This window comes from Streptomyces sp. NPDC091271, assembly GCF_044757505.1.
Taxonomy (GTDB): domain Bacteria; phylum Actinomycetota; class Actinomycetes; order Streptomycetales; family Streptomycetaceae; genus Streptomyces.
Map to the genome: position 1 here is coordinate 727,446 of NZ_JBIVVD010000003.1, position 22,572 is coordinate 750,017.

Genomic DNA, 22,572 nt, shown 5'->3' on the forward strand with positions numbered 1-22,572 from the left:
CCGGGAGATACCGATTGGCGGAGCACCCCCCTGGTTGCGCTAATGTATGTGTCGCAGCGAACGCGCGCCGCTCGGCAGCCGCCAGGCAGGTACGATTCGAGGCAACGCAGCAATCCCCTGTAGCTCAATTGGCAGAGCAGCCGGCTGTTAACCGGCAGGTTACTGGTTCGAGTCCAGTCGGGGGAGCGCGATCCCCTGTAGCTCAATTGGCAGAGCATTCGGCTGTTAACCGGAGGGTTACTGGTTCGAGTCCAGTCGGGGGAGCGATACGGAGAAGGGCCCCTCGGGGCCCTTTTTCGTGTGCCCGCGCGAGGGCGCTCGTGACTCTTTCGGGGTGATTCCGCACCGCCCGGAACCGGGCAGCAAGCAGCGCAGTCTTCATGGTCACGCGAAGCCGACCATCCGCAGCAGGAGATCGTATGACCGGCTATGCTGCGGCAGAAGGCGCGCACACTTGTACGCGCCACGCCGTAACGGGGCGGTAGCTCAGCCGGTTAGAGCAGCGGACTCATAATCCGTCGGCCGTGGGTTCGAGTCCCACCCGCCCCACCCAGCATCCCCAGGCAGAAACGATCTGACCTGGGGAAACGCGAATTTGGCGGCGGTTTTCCGTGCGGTACCAGCCGCGCGCCGTGCGGTACTGGCCCGCTGGCGCAGCGTGCCGACGCACTTTTGACGCGTCTGACCTGGCCTTTTGTGTCGGTCGCTTGAGAGAGCGTCGTGGCTGGTTCCCACGGCTGTCTATCGCCTGAACGGCGAGTCGTTCAGGACCCGCGGGTCCTCGAGTCCTGCCCCGCAGGGCTGCTTCGGGTTGATGCCGAAGAGTCGAGCATGAGGACGAGACCGTCGTCCGGTGGGCACACTGTACGTACGAGCCTCTGACGGACTGGCGGCAGCTCACGATCTCGCGGGAACTCCTGGTCCCGCTTCAGGCGGTTGCGAGAACTGCGGCTGCGAGCAGCAGGACAAGTCCTCCCGCTGCGATGACACTGCTGAGGAGCCTGAAGAACAACGGCCGAACGATGTCGGTGTCGGCGATGCCCAGATTGCCAGTCCGCTGCGCCTTCAGTTCGGGAGCGGCCCGACGGCGCGTCGTCGGGCCGCCCACGGCACCACGCAGGTCGAAAGCCCACCTGCCTCCATAACCAACGGCTGCGATCCCCAGCACTGCGATGAAAATGAGAGCCCCGGTCGGGGTGGAGGAATCCGCAGTCGACGCGGCGGTGATCATGACCTGAGGCGCATCATGGCACGTAGGTGCGGGCGCGTCACTGCTCCGCCGGGATGCTTCGCAGGGTTAAGGACATCTCGGTTGCGCCTCGGTTCTCGGATCAGCCCGCGCATGCCCTGGTCAAGCCGCCACCGGGCGAACGTCGAGATCTCCGACAGGGGCAAGCTCAGGGTCGGTTTCTCCAGTCACGCGGAGTGACGCCGTACTTTGCCCGGAAGCGGCGGGCGAAGTGGCTGGCATTGATGAAGCCGCATTGGGCGGCGACGGCGCCGATCGGCAGGTGCCGGAAGCTGTCGGAGGCAAGCATTTCGCGAGCTCTGGTAAGGCGTTCGGTGATGATCCACTGTTCGAGTTGGATGCCCGCACCACTCAGCACGGCGTAAAGATGGCGCTCCGAGACGGCGTGGGCGGTAGCGATGCGCCCGGCGGTCAGGTCGGGTTCGGTGAGGTGGCGGCCCGCGTAGGCCATGATCCGCGTCACCAGGGTGTCCGCCATGGCGGATCTGACCTGTGATGTGCATTCGTCGTGCACAGCGGACAGCAGCAGTGCGCGGATGAGCTCCGTCGTGGCGCCCGCCAGAGCCGTTGCTCCGGGGTCGCCCTCGATTCGCCCGGGATCGCGCAGCAGGCCTTCGACGTGCCGGAGGACGAGATCGTGCAACGGGCTGGCCCGCAGATGTAGGGACGCCCGGTGCACTGTCTCGACGGACAGCCCCAGACGGTCGACGTCCAGAACCACCGCCCGGCTGGCACCGTCGCCGCTCCAGCCGTACACGCGTGGTGTCAGCTCATGAAAGACGCAGAGGTCATCCGGGCCGAGCAGGCGTTGGGTGCCTGCCGTGTCGGCGCGGCCGACCCCGGCTGTCTGGAGCGAGACGGAGACCACGGGGCGGCTGCGTTGGTCGTGTACGTGCCGTTGTGTGCGTCGTAGCTCGAAGCCGGAGTTGTGGGTGGCGAAGCAGTCGAGGCCGCCGACCCGCCACAGCTCCATGTGTGCCCGGATGCCGGTCTCGGGTTCCTCGTGGGCGATGTCGTTGGGGACCGACTCGTTGGTCATCGCGTGGTGGAACGCGTCCACACGGTCACGCGGCGCGACGTCCGCCAGGTCGAGCAGCAGCACGATGTTCCCTCCCTGCGAGCTGCGTTGTCTCATTGTGCACCTGGTGCAGGCCATTTGATCTGCGAAGACCTCTTCTTGCCCCAGTGTGCTCAACCGGGCTCCGCCCATGGTCGCGACTCCGCCCGCGGCTCACGATGGCTGGCGCGGTACGCCGAGGACACTGGATTTTCAAGCGGGGGGACCGATGACAGATGAGGAGGCGGCGCCCCTCGCACAGGGGGCGCGGATGCTGGAGGCCGGGCTGCTGGGCCGAGGCGCACAGTGGGCGGTACTCGCGGCTGCGGTCGAGCGGGTCCGGGAAGGACACGGTGGTGCCGTCTGGGTGCGCGGCCAGCCGGGGATCGGCAAGACCGTGCTGCTGGGACAGGCCGGGGAACTGGCGGCGGCGCGCGGGCTGAGACTGCTGCGGGTGACGGGGTCCGAAGCGGAGAAGGACGTCCCGTTCGCCGCTCTGCACCAGCTGGCGTGGCCGCTGTTGCAGCAGTCCAGAAAGTCCCGGGACACGGCCTCGCCCGGCCTGGCAGCGCTGGAGGCGGCGCTGGGACTCACCTCGGACGACACCCCGGCGTACGCCGTGGCCACGGCCACGTGGGATCTGCTGACGTCCGCGGCACGGGACCGTCCGGTCGTGGTACTCGTCGACGACCTCCACTGGATCGACGCCTCCAGCGCCGACGTCCTGCACGTCGTGCAACGCAGACTGGCGGACGTCCCGGTGCTCGTGCTGGCGACGATCCGGGACGACGCGTGGCCGGGGCTCGACGACACCGGGGTGTGCGTGGCAGCGCTCGGACCGCTGGGCGATTCCGGGGCCGCAGCGCTGCTGGACGTGTCCCATACCGGTCTGCCGGCCGACGCCCGGGCCCGGATACTGCGGGAAGCGGCGGGCAATCCGCTGGCGCTGGTCGAGTTGCCCACCCAGCTTGCCGCAGGGCACCGTGACGGTCATTTCCCGCTGCCGGAGCAACTCCCGCTGAGTGAGCGCCTGGAGCGGATCTTCGCCGGGTGGGTGCGGGGGCTCGCACACGAGACCCGGTTCGTGTTGCTGCTGTGTGCGCTGGCCGGGCACGGCGAACCGGCCGTACGGCTGGTCGGGTCGGTCGCCGACGCGGCGGGGGCCGATGCGGTGGCCGCGCATCTTGCCGCCGCCGAGCGAAGAAAGGTGGTCAGCGTGGACCCCCGGACCGGCCGGGTTCGCTTCCGGCACCCCCTGGTGCGTTCGGCCCTGGTCCGATCCGCCCCGGGCGTCGAACGGCGGCGCGCGCACGCCGCCTGGGCCGCGGTGCTGGCCGAGGGCGAGGTGCGTCAGGTGACCCACCTGGCCGAGGCCACGGCCGTTCCGGACGAAACCGTGGCCCTCGCGCTGGAGAAGGTGGCCAGGGCGACGGAGTCCCGCGGTGGGTTCACCGAGGCGGCCCGCCTCCACGCCCGTGCCGCCAGTCTCAGCGACAGCGCCCCCGCCCGGAGCCGGCGGCTGGTCGCGGCGGCGTTCGCGGCGGCGCAGGGCAGTCAGGTCGCCCTGGCGTCGCAGTTGCTCGGCGAGGCCCGGGCGCAGGGGGTGCGTGCCCAGGACCGGAATCTCTTCGACTACACCTGTGCCCAGGTGCGGTTGCACACTGAGGGTGATTTCGGGCCGATCCTCGCGCTGCTGCCGCGGGTGTTGGACCAGCTGACGGCGGACGAAGCCCCCCTGCGTCTCCCCGGTCTGTTTCTGCTGCTGCTCGCTGCCGGGTTCACCTCAGAACCGTCCGCCTGGCAGGCGGTCGCTGCCCGGCTCGGCGACGCGCCCGAGATTGTGGCGCTCGGGTACGACGCGTGGAACGATCCGGCTCGCCGTGCGCACGGTGGCGCGGAACGGCTGGCGCGGCTAGTGGCAGCCGGTCCCGCTGACCGGGCGGCGCCGGAACTCTGGCTGCTGTTGTTCGCCGCGAGTGGTCTGGGCGTCGTCGGTGAGCAGGCCGAGCTGTGGCAGTGGGCGGCTCGGCGGTATCCGGGCGCGACGGAGGCATTGATCGAGGCGGCGTCCGCGCACGACGACTACCTGAGCGGCAATTGGGACCGATGCGTCGAGCGCTCCGGCGCGGCAGCCGCGCAGGCTCGGGCCAAGGGCAGCGTCTTCAATGAACGCGTCCACGGCTACAAGGCTGGCTACGTCGTGGCGGCCCGGGGCGAGCGGATGGCCGTCGAGGCTTTCGTCGCCGAGGTGGAACCGTGGGCCGTGGACCGCGGACTGACCATGATCCGGCACCGACTCCGGGCGATGCGGGCTATGTGCGCGCTGGCACTTGGCGACTACGAAGGCGCGTACGCCCACGCCGCGGTCCTCACCCCGCCGGGGACGCTGCCGGCCGACGTGAGCCAGTTCCACCTGGTCTTTCTCGACCTCGTCGAGGCGGCTGTGCACACTGGGCGCAGTGTCGAGGCCCGCCGTCACGTGGAAGCAGGCCGAGCCGCCCGGATGGGGCTGATCTCCCCTCACCATGCGTTCGTTCTCCTCGCCGCCGAGGCCGTCGTAGCCGAGGACGTCGACGCCGCGTGCGAGGCGGTGTACGCAGCCGACGGCGAGCGGTGGCCGTTCGAGCTCGCCCGAGTCCATCATCACCACGGTGCATGGCTCAGGCGCCACGGGCGGCGGGCCGAGGCACGGGCCCGTCTGCTGACGGCTCACCGGCTGTTCGCCGACCTGGGGGCCGGCCCCTGGCTGGAGCGCACCGCCGAGGAGCTGCGCGTCGCGAACCGGTTGAAGGCGGTCGAGCCGGCTCCTCTCACGCCTCAGGAGCTGCGTATCGCCGGACTTGTGGCCCACGGCTTGAGCAACCGGGACATCGGGGAGCGCCTGCGGGTTTCCCCGCGGACCGTCGCCAGCCACCTCTACAAGATCTATCCGAAGCTCGGCATCAGCAGCCGGGCCGCTGTGGCGAAGGCGATGGCTCCCCGACGGACGGCTCCCGCCGACCCGGGTCCGCCCCGACGGGTCATCACGCCCGTCGGTCGCTCCTCCGGTGGCGCCGGGCTCCCCGAAGCCGCCGGTGCGCCTGTCAGTCCTCCCCCAGAGCCCAGGCGAGAGCCGCCCGCGAGCTGATCCCCAGCTTGGGAAAGATCCGGTAGAGGTGTCCGGAGACAGTGCGGGGCGACAGCCGGAGGAGAGAACCGATCTCCTTGTTCGTCAGGCCGTCCGCGGCAAGCCGGGCGATGCGCAGTTCCTGGGCCGTGAGGAGGCCCGGCCTGTCGCCCGGCGCCCTCACGGGATGCCCGGCCGACCGCAGTTCACGCTCCGCCCGCTCGGCCCAGGGCAGCGCGCCCAGCGAACGGAAGGTCCGGTGCGCCGCTCCCAGCGCGTCGCGGGCCGTGAGGCTCTGCGCGCGGCGCAGCCGTTCTCCGTCTGCGAGCCGCAACCGTGCCATCTCGAAGATCCACTGCTCCGCGCCGGGGACGGCGTACGCCTCCCCGTAGCGGTCGTCCGCCTCGTCGTCCGGTGCGGCGAGGGCGCCCGCCGCGGCCAGAAGGAAGGCGTGATGCGGGGAGATCTCGGCCATCCGTGCCTCACGGGCCGCCGCCAGGTGGGCCCGTGCCTCGGCGGAACGGCCTGTGCGCACGGCCGCGTATACGAAGTCCAGAAAGGGCAGCTGGAACCAGGGGAGCCCTCGGGGCAGCTCCCCGGGCGGCATGACGGCGCGGAGAGCGGTGTACGCCTCCTCGTAGCGGCCGTGGGCCAGCGCGGCGAGCGCGTGCAGATGAGCGAGCTGGCGCTGTACGAGGACCATGCCCGCACGGGCCGCGAGGGGTTCGATGGTGAGCGCGATCTCACGCAGACCGGCCTCGTCACCCCGTCCGGCCAAGAAGTGCGCGTAGAGGTGTCGCAAGAGCAAGGCGTTGCAGTGGTACCCCAGCTCGGCCGCGGTCGTCGCTTCGCGCAGGCAGACCTCCGCCTGGTCCCAGTGCCCGTGCAAGTAGTCCTGGCGAGCCTTGGCCTTGGCGATGGAGCCCTGGGTCGCGTAGGAGTGCTGGCCGAGGAACCGTCGCCGCAGGGGTGCGTCGGCCATGTCCAGAGCGGTGGCGGTCCACAGCACCAGCCAGGCGCTCCCGACTCCCTGCTCCTCACTCGGGCCGGCGGCGATGCGGGCCAGTTCTCCGGACGCGCCGTGCGCCGTCCTGGCCGGGTCCGCCCAGACCTGGTGGCACAGCCTGGCGGTCGGGGACATGTGGTGGCGGTGCTTGGCGAGGGCTCGCCAGGCCTGTGTGTCGTCTGTGTAGGACGCCGCGAGGAGCAGCTTGAAGTACACCTGTTCCGCCAGACCGGGGAAGGCGGTGTCCGGCGTCTCGGCGAGGGAGTCCAGGAGCTTCGGCAGCAGTGTGAAGGAGGACGTGAAGTCGACGAGGTGGCTGTGGTCTACGTACACCACGGCATAGGCGAACAGGGGGGCGATGTCGGCGGGGACCGTTCCGCGCCGGAGTTCTTCCACCAGTGACGCGGTGAAGGCGAGCCGTCCACCGCGAGCCGCCATGACGGCCGCCCACGTCAGCCGCCGGGCCCTGTCCTCGGCGTCAGTGCTCAACTTGCCCGCGTGGTACAGGAGGAGGGCCCCCTCTGCATCGCCGCCCCGCCCCGAGAGCGCCCGGCCCGCCTCCTGGAGACGGGCGGCGAGTCGGTCGTCGGGCTGTGTCGTCGCGGCCGCCTCGTGGATCGGCCGGCGAGGGTCGTCGGGCCCCAGTGCCACGGCGAGTTCGCGGTGAGCTGCGCGTTGCTGAGCCTCGGTCGCCCAGGCGATGACGGCGGTGCGGACCAGGGGGTGGCGGAAGACGAGTCGTCCGACCGGGTCGACCTGTGCCAGGCCGCCGGCCTCGATGTCGTCGAGCACCTCGTCCGCCCGGTCCCCAGCGACGGTCCGCAGCCAGCTGCCCACGTTCCAGGCGGCGGTTCCGCCACCGAGCGCGACCAGCAGGAGAACCCGCGCGGCCTCGGGCGACAGGCGGGTGAGCCGGGACAGGAAGAGCCGTTCGAGGCCGGGTCTGAGAGGCGTACGCCGGGACAGCGAGATGTCGTCCCCGGGTCCCGGGTCCAGCTGATGGGGCAGTTCGACCAGGGCCAGGGGGTTGCCGACGGCTTCCGCGAGGACGTATTCCACCGTCGCGGTGGCCAGTCCGGGATGGCGCCGGCGTAGAAGCTGTTCCGCGTCGCTCGGGGTGAGAGGGCCGATGTCGACCACGCGCGCTGCCCAGCCGCCGGCGGCGGGCCCGCCGGGCCGGCCGGCGCTCACCACCACCAGGGGCAGCTCGGCGATACGGCGGTGGAGGAAGGCGAAGACGGTGGCGCTCGACGCGTCGACCCACTGGAGATCGTCCAGCAGGATGAGCAGGGGGCCCTTGCGGGTTGCGTCGGCGAGCAGCGCAAGTGCCGCCGCGCCTACCAGGAGGCCGCCCTGGGCCGGGCCGGTGCCCAGGCCGAGGGCGAGATCCAGCGCCTCCCGCCATCGCCGGGGCAGTACATCGAGCCGATGGGTGAGGGGACGCAGGATCTGGTGCAGTGCCCCGAACGCCGTTCCCTCCTCGGCCTGGACGCCTTCCGCGCGCAGGACGGAGAAACCCTGATCCTCCGCGCAGGCCGCCGCCCAGTCGAGCAACGCTGTTTTTCCCACACCGGCTTCGCCCCGCAGATGGACAGCCGAGCCTTGCCGGTCGCTGCGCCGAGCGGCGTCGAAGGCTGCTGTCAGAAGGGCCGTCTCCGGATGTCGTGCGGTCAGTTCCACGCCGTCAGCCATCGGCACCGCACTCCCTCACCCCACCAGTGCGGACCACCATCGACCGCACGCCGTACGGCACTCTACGACGGGGACGGAAGCGTGTCTGCCTTGCGTTGCCGTCCCGCAGCCGCCCTGTTCCCTGCCCGCACACTTCTGTCCCCGACGTGCTCGAACGGTCCTTCGGAGTGCATCGGCACTCCCGGAATCCGTACCGTCGGCCAGGAGACCGCCGTACGAGGAAAGAAGGTGAGGAGGACTTGGTCACCAGGAATTGGGCTACCTCGCAGGTCGCCCTCACGGACCGTGCGGAGGCCCTGCGCCAGACGATCCGGCGGGAGGTGGTTCCCGTCGAACTCGACCTGCCGCGCAGGCCGGAATCCGTCTTCGCGGACGTGGTCATCAGCGGCGTGGGGCCACTGCAGGTCTCCACCGTGCGGGCCAACCCCGCCCGCGTGCACCGCACGCCGCGGCTGACCACCGCCGACGAGGAGCCCTTCCTCTTCGTCAGCCTCCAGGTCTCCGGCGACAGCACGGTTGTCCAGGACGGCAGGGCCGCGGTCCTGAGCCCCGGCGACATAGCCTTCTACGACACGCGGCGCCCGTACACCCTGCTGTTCGACCGGGGGGTGAACATGCACTTCTTCCGGGTACCGCTGGGCGACCTGGCGTTGCCGGATTCCCTCGTCAGCCGATCGGCGGCCCGGACGCTCGGTGCGGACGGCACTGTCTCGGGGCTCACCGCCAGCTATCTCGCGCGGCTGGCCGCCGATCCCCGGCTCCGTGACGGCAGCGCCGCTCAGCTGCTGGCGGTGCCCACCCTGGAACTGCTGCGAGCCGCGGTGACGGCCGGGGCGGAGACGTGCACCGCCGAGGGCCTTTCGTACGAGTCGCTGGGTGCGAGGATCACCGCCTACATACGGGCGCACCTGGCTGAGGACGACCTGACTCCGGCCACGGTCGCCCGTGCGCACCACATATCGGTCCGGCATCTGTACGCGGTCCTGGCCCGGGAGGGTATCGGGTTCGGTGACTGGGTGAGGGCCGAGCGGCTGGACGCCTGCCGACGTGAGCTGTCCCGCCTTCCCGCGGTCCAGGAACCGATCGCGGCGCTGGCACGGCGGTGGGGGTTCCGTTCCCCGTCTCACTTCAGCCGCGCCTTCAAGGCCGCGTACGGTGTTTCGCCGCGCGCCTGGCGGCAGGGGCGCCGCGCTTCCTGGAACCGATGACCGGGTGGCCCGGCTTTCCGGCGTTCGGGGCCGACGCCGCCGGACCGTACTGAACCGTGAGCGCATGACGGACCTCGGCCGGCCCGGGCACGGGCCGGCCGAGGGTAAACGCGGAGGGGTCAGCCGTGGGGGGTGTGCCCGGTGTCGACATGGCGGCGTAGGAACGCGAGCGCGGTGCCGGCGACCTCGCGCCAGCCGCTGTCGATGGTCAGGGCGTGGCCGCGCCCGGCCATCTCCACGATCTCCGTGACCGCGGCCTTGTTCCTCAGCTGCTTCTTGTACGAGGCGTTGGCGATGGCCCACGGTACGGTGTGGTCCTTCTCGCCGGAGATGATCAGAAGTGGCCCGCGGTCGGCGGCCAGCGTGTCCACCCGGACTTCCGTCCACGGGTTGACGTTGGCTGCCGCCGCCTGGAACAACGGTTCGCCCGGGGCCGGAACGGCGAAGGTGTCGTACAGCTCTCTGGCCTCGGCCTCACTGACGGCGTTGGCGAACGAGTACCGGAACTGCTCGTAGGTGAGGGGCACCGCGCGGTGGTAGTTGGCCGGGTTGCCGAGCACGGCGCCGGCGGCGCGCAGCGAGGACAGGGGAAGCGGCAGCACGCCGCGGAACGGGGCGGGATCGATGGCCACCGAGGCCCGGGACAGGCCCCGGCCCGCGAGGATCTGGGTGATCAGCCCACCGAAGGAGTGCCCGACCACCACCGGGGCGTGTTCGAGCTTGCGGACGAGGTCGCTGAAGTGGTCGGCGACCTGTCCCACGTTCTTGCCCGCGAAGACCTCGGGGTGGGCGTTGGCCTCGCCGACCGTCTCGGGGTCGTCGGGCCAGCCGGGCAGGACCGGGACGAAACCGGCCTCCTCGAACACGGCGGCCCATCGTTCCCAGCTGGTCGGCAGCAGCCAGAGGCCGTGGACGAACACGACGGGGACCCGGCCGTCGGCATTGGCCCGTTCCACCTGAGCCAGGTCACGGGCGTGGGAGTCCTTGGAGGGGAGCGACATGTAACCGTCCTTCGGGAGAGGGGTGTTGGTCAGGGCCGGACGCTGTCGGCGGCGGCCCGGATCACATCGGCCACGTTGTCGGGGGCGCTGTACAGAGGGAGGTGCGAGCTCCGCACCTCCGCCGTGTGCGAACCCGCCCGCCGCGCTTGGAACCGCTGCAGCTCAGGCGGGATGCCGCGGTCCTGGGTGGCGACCAGGGTCCAGGAGGGCAGGTCGCGCCAAGCCGCGGCCGCAGCCCGGTCCCCGAAGGCGGAGGCGCTCAGCGGACGTTGCACGGCGGCCAGCGTGTGCGCGGTGGTGGGCGGTACGTCCTGGGCGAATACCTGGTGGAAGAGGTCGGTTCTGAGGTAGAGATCGACTCCGTCGGACCCGTCGGGTGCGGGCGCGGGCACCTGGGTGAGCGCGGGGGCCAGCTGTGAACCAGGGAACCGGACCGACAGCTCGCCGAGCACCTCGCCGGCATCCGGCATGAACGCCGCGATGTAGACGAGCGCCTCGACGCCGGGGGCATGCGCCGCCGCCTCGGAGACGACAGCCCCTCCGTAGGAGTGGCCGGCCAGCACCACGGGTCCCTCGACGCTCGCCAGGACGGCGGCGACGGAGGCCGCGTCGTGGTGCAGCCCCCGCAGCGGGTTGGCCGGGGCGATCACCTGGTATCCGCGGCGCTGAAGCCGTTCGATCACGGGCGACCAGCTGGAGGCGTCGGCGAAGGCGCCGTGGACGAGGACGAGTGTGGGCTTCTCCGACCGGGAGCGCCGCCGGCCGGCGGTTGCCGGCCCGGAGGCGGAGGCGGGGGAGGTGATCGCAGCCGCCGCGGCCACGGCCGCGCCGGCCGTGATCGCCGTGCGGCGTGACACGGCCTTGGGAAGGGGCATGGGAGTTCGCTCTCTGTCGGTACGGGAAGGAAACGGAGTGGGGGAGGGGCCGGGCGGGACGGACCCTGCCCGGCGGGCGGTCTACGGGCGGGTGGCCGTACCGGATGGACGGACGGCCACGGGCCGGGCGGTGGTGCCCGGCGCGCGCGGGAGCCTTCGGCGTGTGCGCCGGGGGTTCATGGGTGACGGCTTCCTGCAAGTGCCACAGGGCGGCAGCTTTGGAGGTGTCCGACAGCACGGGAACGCCGCAGGAAGCAATCAGGGGCGTGTCAGCGGGCTGTCGACCAGATGCTCGGCGAGGAACCAGACCTGTGCCTCGCCGGTCCGGACGACGCCGGAGACGATCAGGTCGTTGCTTCCGTCGTCGCCCAGCTCCGCGATGCGCCGAGCCGCTTCCCGCGCGTCGACGAGGATCGTCTCGTGCACTTTCAGGAGTCTCGACAGCATCGCCGCCACGTCCTCCGCGCCGTCGGGCGGCCGTGGCACACGGGTCATCTCGGCAGCGTGCCGAGGGTCTCCCACCGCAACGCCCCCGAGGCTCTGGACGCGTTCGGCGAGAGTGTCGACGAGCGCCAGCTGCTGTCCGGCGTGCTGGTCCAGCAACAGGTGCAGCTGGTGGAAGGTGGCGCCGCGCATGAGCCAGTGGTGCTTCTTGTAGAGCGCGTACAGCATCTGGGTGTCGGCGAGGAGGCGGTTGAGGCGCTGACAGGCGTAAAGCCTGCCGTCGTGAGAGAGTCCGACCGGCATCTGCTTGACCGTGCCGAATGCCTGGACCTCGTGGCCCTTCTGGTGCAGCAGCGGCTGCGTGCCGCGGGAGGGGGCGGTCGTCATCTTCAACTCCTGATGTCCAAGGGGCGGGCAGGGGCCCCGGCCCCGGTGCCGGCCGGGGCCGGACGGTGCAGCGCGAGGCGCACGGCGAGACCGCAGGCCGTCCCGCCGGCGACCGCGACGACGGCCCACCAGGCGGGCCAGGGCGTGAGGTGCAGGGCCGAGTCCACGGACCAGCGCCCGGGGCCGGTGAGCGCGAGTGCGGCGGGGACGGCTACGAGGACCAGGGGGTACTCGTAGCCGTCGTTCTGTACCCACAGGCCGTGCGGCAGTTTGACGGTCAGGGCCACCGTCATCACACCGACGACACCGGCCGCCGCCAAGGGGGTGAGGGCGCCGGAGGCGAGGAGGAGCCCCGCCCCGATCTGGGTGCCCCCGGCCGCGAGGGCCGTCATGGCGCCGCCGCGGAAACCGTCCTCCCGGAACTCCTCCGCGCCGCCCGCCAGCCCGTTGCCGCCCAGCCGGACGCTCACCTTCTGCACTCCGTGACCTGCGACGAGCAGCCCGGCGAGAAGCCGAAGGATCAGCAGACCGATGTCCATGGTGGTGCTCCTCGAGTCGTGTCCGTCAGCGGACGGGTCAGCCCGCGGCGTTGGGGTCGATCATGGACTGGGCGTAGACGACACCCATCCCGTAGGCGCCGCCGTGCTCCTTCACGACGTTCAGGGTCTGGGCGTACGTCTCACCGCGCGCCCAGTCGCGCTGGAGCTCAAGCAGCACCTGCAGCCAGGTAACCGGTATGGCGCCGGCGGCGGTCATGCGCTGCATGGCGTGCTCGTGGGCCTCGGGCGTGACGCCGGCCGACGCGTCGGCGACGACGTACACCTCGTAGCCCTGGCCGAGCGCGGAGAGGGCGGGGAGTACCAGACAGACCTCGGTCCACAGCCCGGACAGGATGATCTTGCTTCGGCCGGTGGCCTTGACGGCCTCCACCAGGGCCGGGTCCTCCCAGGCGTTCATCGTGGTGCGGTCCACAATCTCGTGCTTCGGGAAGACCTCACGCAGTTGCGGCAGGATGGGCCCGGAGAACGACTCGGCGGCGACGGTGGACAGCACCACGGGGACGTCGAAGACGGTGGCTGCCTTGGCCAGGCCCACGGTGGAGTTGATGACGCCGGCCCGGTCGGAGCTGGCAGCGCCGAAGAACATCTGTGGCTGGTGGTCCACGAACAGCATCATCGCGTTGTCGGGCGTCAGCAGATCGGGGCTGGGCGCGGCCTTGACGTTGTCGAAGTCGACCATGACAGGTCCTTTCGAAGACGGGGAGGGAAAAGGGAACGAAGAGGGATGCCGGAACGTGGGTGCGACGGCCCGGATCACGGTGTCCGTGCGGCGCGGCCTTTCGGCCCGCGGCCCTTGTTCACTCCTGACGTTATGCGCGCGCCCGTGCCCCGTACTTATCCATGGGTGGCCGCATCTGTTCCCACGCTGCACGGCGGTGCCGGCCCTTTCCGCCCATGCCGAAGGCCCTCGCTGCCGCCGGGAGCCGGCGGCAGCGAGGGCCTTCGTGAAGGGGGCGCGCGGGGCGTGGACGAGGGCCGGCGTCAGAGGACGAAGCAGGGGTCGAAGACCTCCGGAGCGCTCTCGGGGGCGAAGCCCCGGGCGACCCGCCACTGGCGGTGCTGCTCCGAGGCCCCCACCGCCTCGGCCAGCCGGTCGGCCTGGCGCGCACCCGACACCCCTGGTGGCACGGTGGCCTGGTATCCGCCGAAGTACGCCGCCGGGCTCCAGGACGGACTGACCGCCGGCACCGCTTCGTCAAGCCCCTCGTACTCCGCCGCCGCGTAGACCAAGCGGCCACCGACGACGGTCAGTACGGACTCGATGTGCGGAATGTCGTCGTCGTGGACGGAGAAGTAATCGTGTGACAGGACGGTGAAGTCAGCGAAGTACCCCGCCTTGAGGACTCCCTTCACCTCGCTCTCTCCCGTCATACGAGCACCGCCCAAGGTGTACATCTCCAAAGCCTTCTCCCGGGAGACCAGCCGGTCCGGCGGGTACAGACGGAGGTCACCCACGGTGCGCCCGGTGACGAGCCAGTGCAGGGCCACCCACGGGTTGTACGACGAGACCCGGGTGGCGTCCGTGCCCGCCGCCACGGACAGGCCGAGCTCCAGCATCTCCCTGACCGGCGGGGTGCGCATCGCGGCTTCGGCGCCGTATCGGTCGACGAACGCCTTGCCCTGGAAGGACATACGGTTCTGCACGCTGATCGAGCCGCCCAGGGCGGCGGTCCGCTCCAGGGACTGCGGCGACACCGTCTCGGCGTGGTCGAAGAGCCACCGGTTGGCTCCGGGGAAGAGGCCGTCCGCCGCCAGCTTCTCGAGGACCGCCAAGTCGCGGCGGATCGTCTCGTCGTAGGTCGCGTGGAGCCGGAAACCCCAGCCGTTCTCCATAAGCAGCCGGACGGCCTTCTCGAAATCCCCTTCGTAACCGTTGGCGAGTTCGGGTCTGGGCTCTGCGAAATTCTCGAAGTCGGCGGCGGCCCAGGTCAGGTTCTCCCCGGCGCCGTTCAGCCGGAGCCACTCGTCACCCTGGTCCGGGCGTACGGCCTCGATCCAGCGCTTGAGGTCCTCGATCTCCTGACCGGCGTTCTGCGGAAAGAGGTGGTAGGCGATCCGCAGGGACAGGTCGCCGTCCCGGGCCAGCTCGGTCACCGTGCGGTAGTTGTCGGGGAAATTCTGGAACCCGCCGGCCGCGTCGATGGCGGAGGTGAGGCCGAACCGGTTCAGTTCACGCAGGAAGTGCCGGGTCGACGTCTTCTTGTCGTCCTCGCCGAGCGTGGGGGCCGCCGCCAGCGTCGAGTAGAGGATCAGCGCGCTGGGGGCGGCGAGCAGGACGCCCGTCGGTTCGCCGTCACGCCCGCGCACGATCTGCCCGCCCCTGGGGTCCGGGGTCTCGCGGGTGAAGCCGGCGGCGCGTACCGCGGCCCGGTTCAGGAGGGCGGACTGGTAGAGGTGCAGGACGAAGACGGGGGTGTCCGGGGCGGCAGCTGTCAGTTCCGCGACCGTGGGCATCCGCCGTTCGGCGAACTGCTCGGCGGTCCAGCCGCCGACCACCCGTATCCACTGGCCCTTCGGGGTGCGGCCGGCTTGCTCGCGCAGCATGGCCAGGGCCTGCCGCAGCGAGGGGACACCGTCCCAGCGCAGCTCAAGGACGTAGTTGAGGCCACCCCGGATCACGTGCAGATGGGAGTCGTTCAGGCCGGGGACGATCCGGCGGCCGAGAGCGTCCACCACACGGGTTCGTGGCCCGACGTGTCCGGCGATCGCGGCATCGTCACCGAGGGCGATGATCCTGCCGCCGCGCACCGCGATCGCTCCCGCGGCGGGGTGGTCCCGGTCACCGGTGAAGACCTTCGCGTTGCGGACGACCAGGTCCGCGGCGTCCCTGTCCTCGATGTGCTGTGCGGGGGTGATTCCGCTGACCGGCATGGTCGTCATGACTCTCGCTTTCGAAGCGACGGATACGAGTGAGGTGAGCGTTCCGAAGTGACGGGCGGTGGGCGGGTTGCGGGCTCGTCGCGACCGGAGGGCGAAGCGACCGGCCGCGTGCCTCACGCGTGGCGCAGGATGCCGTCGAGCAACCGGTCGAGGTCGCTCTCGACCTGCGCAGCGACCTGAAGGGGCCAGGGCTCGGTCCGGGCGAAGAAGGAGCGTAGGGCCGCCGTGCGGAACCGCACGACACAGTGGCCGCGCGCGGATCGCAACTCCACCTCCGTCTCCTGGGCGCCGCCCGGGCGAACACGGACGTCGCCGCCACCGACGGGGGCGGTGACTCCCTCAATCAGCAGGCTTCTGGCGAAGACCCAGGTCGCTGTGGACTCCCTCGCTCCGCCCCACGGGGCGAAATCGAGCCGCACCGCGAGGGGGTCGTCGGGCTGATGACGGAGCCATACGGTCAGCTGGCCCCCGGCATGCCCCGGCGTCGACACCTGGGCCGTGACGACATGCTGGATAGGCTGCATGGACACTCCTCGGAGTCCTGATCGGCAAGCTACCGGGCGTACTGGCGCGGCCAGTTGCCTCAGAGGGTGCGGCGGACACCGGCCGCGCGTTCGAGGTTGCGCAGTTGGACGCTGAGGTCGCCCTCGACGGCATGGTGTGCTGGGCCGCTGCGGCCGATCGGCAGCACCTGCTCGCCGCGCATGTCCTCCAGCATCAGCGCGAAGGCCGCGTACAGTGCCACACCGGCCAGCACCAGTCCAAGCGCGCCCGACACGGTGCCCACCCACGCGGCACCGGTGAGGTTGAAGACGGCCGCGACGCCGAAACGGGGCACGGCCACGCACAGCACGAGCCACAGGGCTCGTTTGGCCCGGGCCACGCTTGCCATCAGGATCGCGAAGACGGTGAAAGCGAGGTTGAGCACGCCCAGCACCTCTGTCCCGCCCGGCGGTTCGAAGGCCAGCACCAGGGAGCTGGCGAGCCAGGTTCCAGAGAAGCAGGCCATCAGGGTCGCTGCGAGGACATCTCTCGCCCCGAAGGCCAGAATTCCCACCAGGAGTTGAAGCACGAACGCGGGAAGGATGGTGAAGGCCACAGCCCGGTGAGCCGCTTCTTCGAAGACGCCGAGCTGGAAACAGCCGACGATGACCGAGGCGATAGCCACGGCGTAGAAGCCGAGGGGCATCGGTGAGGCGATCGGACGCAGGTTGATGCGGGTCATGCCACGCAGGTCGGGTTCGTGGTGCCTGCCGGTGAGGGAGTTCGGTTCACTGTCGGAGAGGGGCATCTCGCTGCCTGCCTGTCAGAAGGGGATCGAGCGGGCTGGGAGGCAGGGGGAGGCACGCGCGCACCTCCCCACGTCGCCGGTTCAGCTCTTCGAGAGGGCGAGGCGCAGTGTCTCGACAGCCAGTGCGATGGCGGACCGTGCGGCGTAGGTCTCCCGGAGCGCGTTGAGCATGACGAAGTCATGGATGATGCCCTGGTAGCGCACAGCGGTCACCGGGACACCGGCACCGCGCAACTTGTTCGCGTACGCCTCACCCTCGTCGCGCAGGACATCGGCCTCGGCGGTGATGACCAGGGCGGGCGGAAGGCCGGTCAGCTGCGCCTGGCTCGCCCGCAGCGGGGACGCGGTGATCTCGTCGCGCTGCCGCTCGTCGGTGGTGTACTGGTCCCAGAACCACTGCATGCCGTCGCGGCGCAGGAAGTAGCCCTCCGCGTACCGGTGGTAGGAACCGGTGTCGAACGCGGCGTCTGTCACGGGGTAGAAGAGAACCTGTTGCAGCAGGGGCACTCCGCCCCGCTCCTTCGCCATCAGGGTGAGCGCGGCGCTCATGTTGCCCCCGACGGAGTCCCCGGCGACGGCAATGCGGGTGGCGTCGAGGGCTTTGGCCGCTCCGTCGGTCACGATCCAGCGGGCGACGGCCCAGTTCTGTTCGATGGCCACCGGGTAGCGGCTTTCCGGAGACAGGTCGTACTCCGGGAACACGACGGCGGCGCCGGCACCGACGGCCAGTTCCCTCACCAGTCGGTCATGCGTGTGGGCACTGCCGAAGACCCAACCGGCCCCGTGGATGTAAAGGATGACAGGCAGGTCGCCCTCGGCACCTGCGGGACGGACGATGCGCGCCCTGACCACGCCCGTCGACGGGGCCGCGACGGTGATCCACTCCTCGTCGACGGAGTGCGCCTCCACCGGGCCGGACTGGACGTCCTCGACGGCCTTGCGGCCGTCGGCAGGCGGCATCTGGAACAGATAGGGCGGTCGGGCGGTGGCTTCGGCAAAGGCTGCCGCAGCAGGCTCCAGTACGGGGGTGACGGGAAGAAAGTGCTCGGTCATGGCTCGGCCTGCTCCTCGGGTGGACGTTCGCGATACCGCCGATGGGCGGCACAACGGGACGTTATGTCCGTTCACCCCGTGCGGGACGGCACGCTGTGCACAGGTCTTTACCAAGGGCGCACGCGAGCCGGCACCGCGGGCTCAGCGGCTCTGGTGCAGGGCGACGTGGAGGGTGTCCGTGATCTGGATCCGGGCGGCCCGCCCCGCGTCACTCTCCCTCAGCACGTCGAACAGGATGAAACCGTGGATCGTGCCGTGATAGCGCATGGAGACGACGGGAACGCCCGCTGCCCTCAGTTTCGCCGCGTACGCCTCACCCTCGTCGCGTACGATGTCCGCCTCGGCGGTCAGGATCAGGGCGGGAGGCAGCCCCCGCAGATCGTCCGTGGTCGCCAGCAACGGTGACGCGGTGATCTCCCTGCGCTGCGCGGCATCGGGAACGTAGCTCTGCCAGAAGCTCCGCATGGCCGCACTTCCGAGGAAGTAGCCCTCCGCGAACCTGCGATACGAAGCGGTTTCCATGGCAGCGTCCGTGACGGGGCAGACCAGGACCTGGTGCAGGAATTCCACGCCTCCGCGCTCCTTGGCGAGCAGGGTCAGCGATGCGGCGAGATTGGCACCCGCGGAGGCGCCGGCCACGGCGATGCGGCAGCCGTCGAGATCCCAGTCGGCACCGTTCTCGGCGATCCAGCGGACGACGGTGTAACCCTGTTCCACGGCCACCGGATAGCGTGCGGCCGGCGGCCGGTCGTACTCGGGGACGACGACGGCCGCGTCCGCGCCGAGGACGAGGTCTTCCAGGAGCCGTTGGTGTGCGGTGGCGGTGGTGCACATCCATCCGAGCCCATGAAGATACAGAACGACCGGCAAGGGCCCCTCGCTCCCGGCCGGGCGCAGGATGCGCACGCGGATGCGCTCCCCGTCACACCCGGGCAGGGCCAGCCACTCCTCCTCGATGCCGGGGCCGTTATCGGCTTCGCCCTGCAACGCGGCGATCACCGCAGGCGTGGACGGCTGCTCCGTGCCGGCCGGGGCCCCAGGGCATTCATGGGCCTCGATGAATGCCTGGGCCAGCCGTTCGAGGACCAGTGGCGGTCCGGAGAGATATTTCACGGCGAACTCCTGCGCGAGGGCGCTACCCCAGGTCGACGGACAACAGGGCCTTCGAGGCCCGTGGCCGAGAGCTTCCGCTCGGGCCCGGGCCTCCATCCTACGGACGGGCCACCGCCTCCTCGCCCGACCGTATGAACGGCACATGTCTCTCCGCGCACACCTGTTGTCCCAGGAGGCCGGGACGGGAGGCACCTGCTCACGCAGGCACGTCAAATGACCTACATCGAGCCGTCACGTCCCACCGAAAATGAGGCAGAGGCGCGTGACCGCTCACGTCGCCCGTTCAGGAGGCAGGTCGCCCAGCCGGCGGCCGCCCGACGCGAGGAGCGCGAGTGACGGAATTCCTGCGGGAACTGACGGAGAGACCGGACGACGGGACGCCGCGGGCGTGGCATGACGCCTTCGACGACCTGCTCGCCCCGGTCCGGTTCGTGCTGCGGACGCCTCCCGGCACTGATGCGACGCCCGCCGATCCCACACAGATGGTCGCTCACCTCGGCTACTTGGGTCTCCTGTCGCTGTCGGCAGGCCCGTTGCGCGTGACGCGTACGCCTCGTCTCATCGCCCGGAGTCCGGGCACTCAGGTAGCCGTCGTCGTGCAGCAGTCGGGCATGGCCGCGCTCACCCAGGACGGACGGAGCACCGCACTGCCTCCGGGGCACGCGGCGTTCATCGACGTGCGACGGCCGTTCTCGCTGGAACAGCGCCAACCTTTCCGGCTGTTGCTGGTGTCCCTGCCCGAGCAGGTGCTTGGGCAGCCCGCCGATCGCATGCACCGGATCTCCGGCCGCGCGATCCCGCCCGGGGAGGGGGTGGCCGGTCTCCTGATCCCGTTTCTGGAGCGATTGCCCCGGATCGCGGCCCAGCTGCCTTCGGGCGCCGGTGATCTGCTCGCCGGAAGCACGGTCGGGTTCGTAACCCTCCTGATCGATGAGCTACTGGGCGAGGAGCACCGGCCACGGGGCAGTGCGCGGACCCATCTCGTGTCACTCATCCGCCAGTTCATCGACCGCAACCTGGGTGACCTGGAGCTGACGCCGGAACGTGTCGCCGAGGCCCATCACATCTCGGTGCGCTACCTGCACCGGCTCTTCGAAGGAGAGGGGGTGACGGTAGGACGGCTCATCCAACAGCGCCGGGTCGAGGAGTGCGGGAGGGAACTGGGGCGGCGCGGACGTGCCACCCCGACGATCTCGGCGGTGGCACGGAGATGGGGGTTTCACACCCCCGCCCACTTCAGCCGTACGTTCAAGGGAGTGTACGGACTGTCCCCGCGCCAGTGGAGACTCGCGGGAACCCCGCAGCTGAGTCCGACCGCGTCCGGCGCAGACGCAAGTCGTCCTCCGCACCCCCGTGCGGAGGAGCTGGTCACACTGATGTCGTCCGGGCAGACCACCGGCGGGTGACTGCCCCCGCCGCGCGGCAGGCACTCGGCGTCCCTGGGGACCGCGACAGCTCGGTGTCGCCCCCCCCTACGAGGCGGGAGGCACCCCGACCTGCCGCAGCTGGGTCTCGAACATGCGTATTCCCTCCAGGTCGTCCGCTTCCCCGGGAGCGTAGGAGGGCGGGTTCGTGTCCGTCAGGAGGCCGGCCAGTTCCGTGGCCCCGCGCGCATGATCCGCCGGGGCAGTTCGTCGGTGGTCCGGTCTCCGGCGCTTCCCCAGTCCGCCGTCGCAGTGTGGACACCGGTGGGCGGTGCGAAGGGCGGGTTGTGATGCTCGCCCATCGCGAAGACGTCGAGTCCGACATCCTCGGCCTTCAGCGCGATCGTGGTGATCGCCTTGAGGCGCTCGTGCTCGTCCGAGGTTCGGCCTGTTGTCGGATCACCGGTGACGTCACCCACGGTGAAGATCCCGAACTGCATGTGCATCGCTTCCTTCCGATACTCGGCGCGTGGACCGGCCAGGTCGCCGCCTGCGCGTCGGACGAGCGTAGGAAGAGGCACGGCCCGGTGGGGGCCGTGCAGTGAACGATCTCGTGCCGCTCCGTGCGCGGGTGGTCCGGCCGCGGGGGCCGTCGCTCACCCCCGGCCTTCCGGCTGCGATGGCTGCTGCACACCAGCAGGTCAAACGACTTACGCCGAGACGTCCCGTAGGCAGGAGATTGGGAGAGGTGAGAAGTATCGCCGGTCCCTCCGCACGTAGACCCCGGGGAGTTCGCAGTGCACTTCGTCCCGCCGTCTCCGCATCCTCTTCCCGAGTCGGCGCGCGACAGTGTGCGCGCGGCGGGGACCCCTCACGTCCGCGTCGAGATCATCAGCGGCGAAAGACTCAGCGGTGCGCGTTCTTTGCCGGAAGCGCCGACGGCCGAATCCGGTCTCCGCGACATCATGGTCTGCGCACCCGTTGAAGGGACGCTCCTGCTCACCCCGGCGTCGCCCGTCCTGCTGGACGCGGACAGTCTCCTCCTGATTGATTCCGAACGCCCCGTCACTGTGACCGAGGCGAGCCGGTGTGAGCTGGTCGTGCTACGCGTGCCCCGCTACCAACTGCCCTGCTCCGAGGAATTGCTCGCGCGCACATCCGGCCGGGTGTACCCCACCACAACGGGAACCGCCGCTCTGTTGGGTCCCCTTCTCACCACCATGAGCACAGTGGTGGACCCGTATGGAGAATGCGTGGCAGAGCGGCTGCGTAACCAGCTGGCCGACCTGGTCGGAATCCTGGTCGCCGAAGCGACCGAACGCGCACCCCGGAACAGTGATCGCGAGCTGACGGACGGCATACGGCGGTGGGTGAACGCACAGCTCGGGGACGCCCGACTGTGCCCGGAGACCATAGCGGCCGCACATTATGTGTCCGTCCGCCGCCTGCACAAGCTCTTCGAAGGAGAGAACGGCACAGTCAGCCGATGGATACAGCAGCGCCGACTGGAGGAATGCCGACGTGAGCTCGGAAGAGGCGACGGGAGACCGGTGAAGGTGAGTTCGGTGGCCCAGCGCTGGGGTTTCGCCAACGCCGCCCACTTCAGCCGAGCCTTCCGCAGCAGATACGGCATGTCCCCGCGGGACTGGAGGCAGATGCGCACGCCGGGCGAGAACCTCCCGGCGTCGGCCATGGCATCGGAGAGCACCCCTGCGGCGAGCCCGACTTCCCTCGGGTGCGATCCCTGAGCTTGTTCCGCTTTGACGGACACCATTGGTGTGGTGGTCAGGCTGCGAGTGCGGTCTCGTATTCAACGGGGCTGAGATGGCCGAGGCTGCCGTGCAGCGGATGCGCCGGGCGGACCGACTCCCGCTGCGGGCACCGAAATGCCCCGCAGCCGTGCGGTACGTACCGCACCGCACGGCCGCTACCGGGGATCGAGGCGGATGCAGCGGGATCCAGCAGGATGTGAATGTCCGCCTCTGTGGTGTTTCCGCAGGTGAGAGGCGTCACGCTTTTGGGTTCGAGTCCCACCCGCCCCACCAGTTTTACCCTGCGGAAACGTTCTGACCTGCGGAAACACGTTTTCCGTGGGTATTTTGCGTGTGGCGGTCGCCTCACGGCGGTGTGGCGAACGTGGTCCCCGCGAGTCAAAGATGAGTTCTGAACGGCTTTGACCTGGGGTTTTGTAGCAACGCCTCCGTGGGGGCGTCGTTGAACGATCCCACGGCCGTGCGCCAGGGCGGTCACGTCGATCGGAGCGGTGCTCTGCTCGGCCTGGTACAC

17 protein-coding genes, 3 tRNA genes and 1 pseudogene are annotated in these 22,572 nt (G+C 70.2%); 7 read left to right on the forward strand and 14 right to left on the reverse strand.

The features are described 5' to 3' along the window. The first annotated feature begins 113 nt into the window (after positions 1-113). The 3 genes from ACIQM3_RS15035 (at position 114) to ACIQM3_RS15045 (ending at position 549) form a co-directional block, all read left to right on the forward strand. Positions 114-186 (forward strand) — tRNA-Asn (locus ACIQM3_RS15035). A gap of 5 nt (positions 187-191) precedes the next feature. After that, positions 192-264 (forward strand) — tRNA-Asn (locus tag ACIQM3_RS15040). 211 nt (positions 265-475) lie between these two features. After that, positions 476-549 (forward strand) — tRNA-Ile (locus tag ACIQM3_RS15045). A gap of 379 nt (positions 550-928) precedes the next feature. On the opposite strand, the gene ACIQM3_RS15050 is transcribed toward ACIQM3_RS15045, so the two are convergent. Both ACIQM3_RS15050 and ACIQM3_RS15055 read right to left on the reverse strand, forming a co-directional pair. After that, a complete protein-coding gene (locus ACIQM3_RS15050; RefSeq protein ID WP_401623817.1) occupies positions 929-1,231 on the reverse strand; it encodes a hypothetical protein in 303 nt (100 codons plus the stop codon). A 166-nt stretch (positions 1,232-1,397) separates the two neighbouring features. Next, on the reverse strand, positions 1,398-2,384 hold the full coding sequence (locus ACIQM3_RS15055; protein ID WP_401623819.1) for an AraC family transcriptional regulator: 987 nt from the start codon (positions 2,382-2,384) through the stop codon (positions 1,398-1,400). A 151-nt stretch (positions 2,385-2,535) separates the two neighbouring features. Between ACIQM3_RS15055 and ACIQM3_RS15060 the strand changes: the two genes are divergently transcribed. Next, positions 2,536-5,433 (forward strand): AAA family ATPase, encoded by a 2,898-nt coding sequence (locus tag ACIQM3_RS15060; protein WP_401623821.1) that lies wholly within the window; start codon positions 2,536-2,538, stop codon positions 5,431-5,433. On the opposite strand, the gene ACIQM3_RS15065 is transcribed toward ACIQM3_RS15060, so the two are convergent. After that, the gene (locus ACIQM3_RS15065; RefSeq protein ID WP_401623823.1) at positions 5,390-8,110 is read right to left on the reverse strand and encodes an AAA family ATPase; all 2,721 of its coding nucleotides are present in this window, start codon (positions 8,108-8,110) and stop codon (positions 5,390-5,392) included. The genes ACIQM3_RS15060 and ACIQM3_RS15065 overlap by 44 nt on opposite strands. Before the next feature lie 239 nt (positions 8,111-8,349). Here ACIQM3_RS15065 and ACIQM3_RS15070 point away from each other — a divergent pair, with 239 nt between their 5' ends. Further along, entirely contained in the window at positions 8,350-9,318 is a 969-nt protein-coding gene (locus ACIQM3_RS15070) for a helix-turn-helix domain-containing protein (RefSeq protein ID WP_401623824.1), read from the forward strand. Positions 9,319-9,437: 119 nt separating this feature from the next. Here ACIQM3_RS15070 and ACIQM3_RS15075 read toward each other — a convergent pair whose 3' ends face one another. The 10 genes from ACIQM3_RS15075 to ACIQM3_RS15120 form a co-directional block, all read right to left on the reverse strand. Beyond that, positions 9,438-10,319: an alpha/beta hydrolase gene (locus ACIQM3_RS15075; protein WP_401623826.1), complete on the reverse strand. Its 882-nt coding sequence runs from the start codon at positions 10,317-10,319 to the stop codon at positions 9,438-9,440. Between the two features lie 29 nt (positions 10,320-10,348). After that, positions 10,349-11,194: an alpha/beta fold hydrolase gene (locus ACIQM3_RS15080; protein WP_401623828.1), complete on the reverse strand. Its 846-nt coding sequence runs from the start codon at positions 11,192-11,194 to the stop codon at positions 10,349-10,351. Between the two features lie 258 nt (positions 11,195-11,452). Further along, positions 11,453-12,025 carry a Dps family protein gene (locus ACIQM3_RS15085; RefSeq protein ID WP_401623830.1) on the reverse strand — a complete coding sequence of 191 codons (573 nt, stop codon included), beginning with the start codon at positions 12,023-12,025 and terminating at the stop codon, positions 11,453-11,455. 2 nt (positions 12,026-12,027) lie between these two features. After that, on the reverse strand, positions 12,028-12,564 hold the full coding sequence (locus ACIQM3_RS15090) for a DoxX family protein (protein ID WP_401623832.1): 537 nt from the start codon (positions 12,562-12,564) through the stop codon (positions 12,028-12,030). A 37-nt stretch (positions 12,565-12,601) separates the two neighbouring features. Beyond that, positions 12,602-13,264, reverse strand: a complete 663-nt coding sequence (locus tag ACIQM3_RS15095) for a hydrolase (RefSeq protein ID WP_401623834.1) — start codon at positions 13,262-13,264, stop codon at positions 12,602-12,604. A gap of 302 nt (positions 13,265-13,566) precedes the next feature. Next, positions 13,567-15,465, reverse strand: coding sequence for an amidohydrolase (locus ACIQM3_RS15100; RefSeq protein ID WP_401623836.1), 1,899 nt, complete (start codon positions 15,463-15,465; stop codon positions 13,567-13,569). A gap of 113 nt (positions 15,466-15,578) precedes the next feature. Then, positions 15,579-15,989, reverse strand: a complete 411-nt coding sequence (locus ACIQM3_RS15105; RefSeq protein ID WP_401623838.1) for an SsgA family sporulation/cell division regulator — start codon at positions 15,987-15,989, stop codon at positions 15,579-15,581. Between the two features lie 59 nt (positions 15,990-16,048). Then, on the reverse strand, positions 16,049-16,756 hold the full coding sequence (locus ACIQM3_RS15110) for an acetate uptake transporter family protein (protein ID WP_401623840.1): 708 nt from the start codon (positions 16,754-16,756) through the stop codon (positions 16,049-16,051). Positions 16,757-16,837: 81 nt separating this feature from the next. After that, positions 16,838-17,809, reverse strand: a complete 972-nt coding sequence (locus tag ACIQM3_RS15115; RefSeq protein ID WP_401623842.1) for an alpha/beta hydrolase — start codon at positions 17,807-17,809, stop codon at positions 16,838-16,840. Positions 17,810-17,950: 141 nt separating this feature from the next. Next, entirely contained in the window at positions 17,951-18,922 is a 972-nt protein-coding gene (locus ACIQM3_RS15120) for an alpha/beta hydrolase (RefSeq protein ID WP_401623844.1), read from the reverse strand. A gap of 332 nt (positions 18,923-19,254) precedes the next feature. Between ACIQM3_RS15120 and ACIQM3_RS15125 the strand changes: the two genes are divergently transcribed. Then, positions 19,255-20,328: a helix-turn-helix domain-containing protein gene (locus tag ACIQM3_RS15125; protein ID WP_401623846.1), complete on the forward strand. Its 1,074-nt coding sequence runs from the start codon at positions 19,255-19,257 to the stop codon at positions 20,326-20,328. 287 nt (positions 20,329-20,615) lie between these two features. Here the strand turns inward: ACIQM3_RS15125 and ACIQM3_RS15130 are convergent. Then, positions 20,616-20,786 (reverse strand): annotated as a pseudogene (locus ACIQM3_RS15130) (LLM class flavin-dependent oxidoreductase); the annotation flags it as partial. 297 nt (positions 20,787-21,083) lie between these two features. On the opposite strand from ACIQM3_RS15130, the gene ACIQM3_RS15135 reads away from it, so the two are divergent. Beyond that, positions 21,084-22,034 carry a helix-turn-helix domain-containing protein gene (locus tag ACIQM3_RS15135; protein ID WP_401623848.1) on the forward strand — a complete coding sequence of 317 codons (951 nt, stop codon included), beginning with the start codon at positions 21,084-21,086 and terminating at the stop codon, positions 22,032-22,034. The last annotated feature ends 538 nt before the right edge of the window (positions 22,035-22,572 follow it).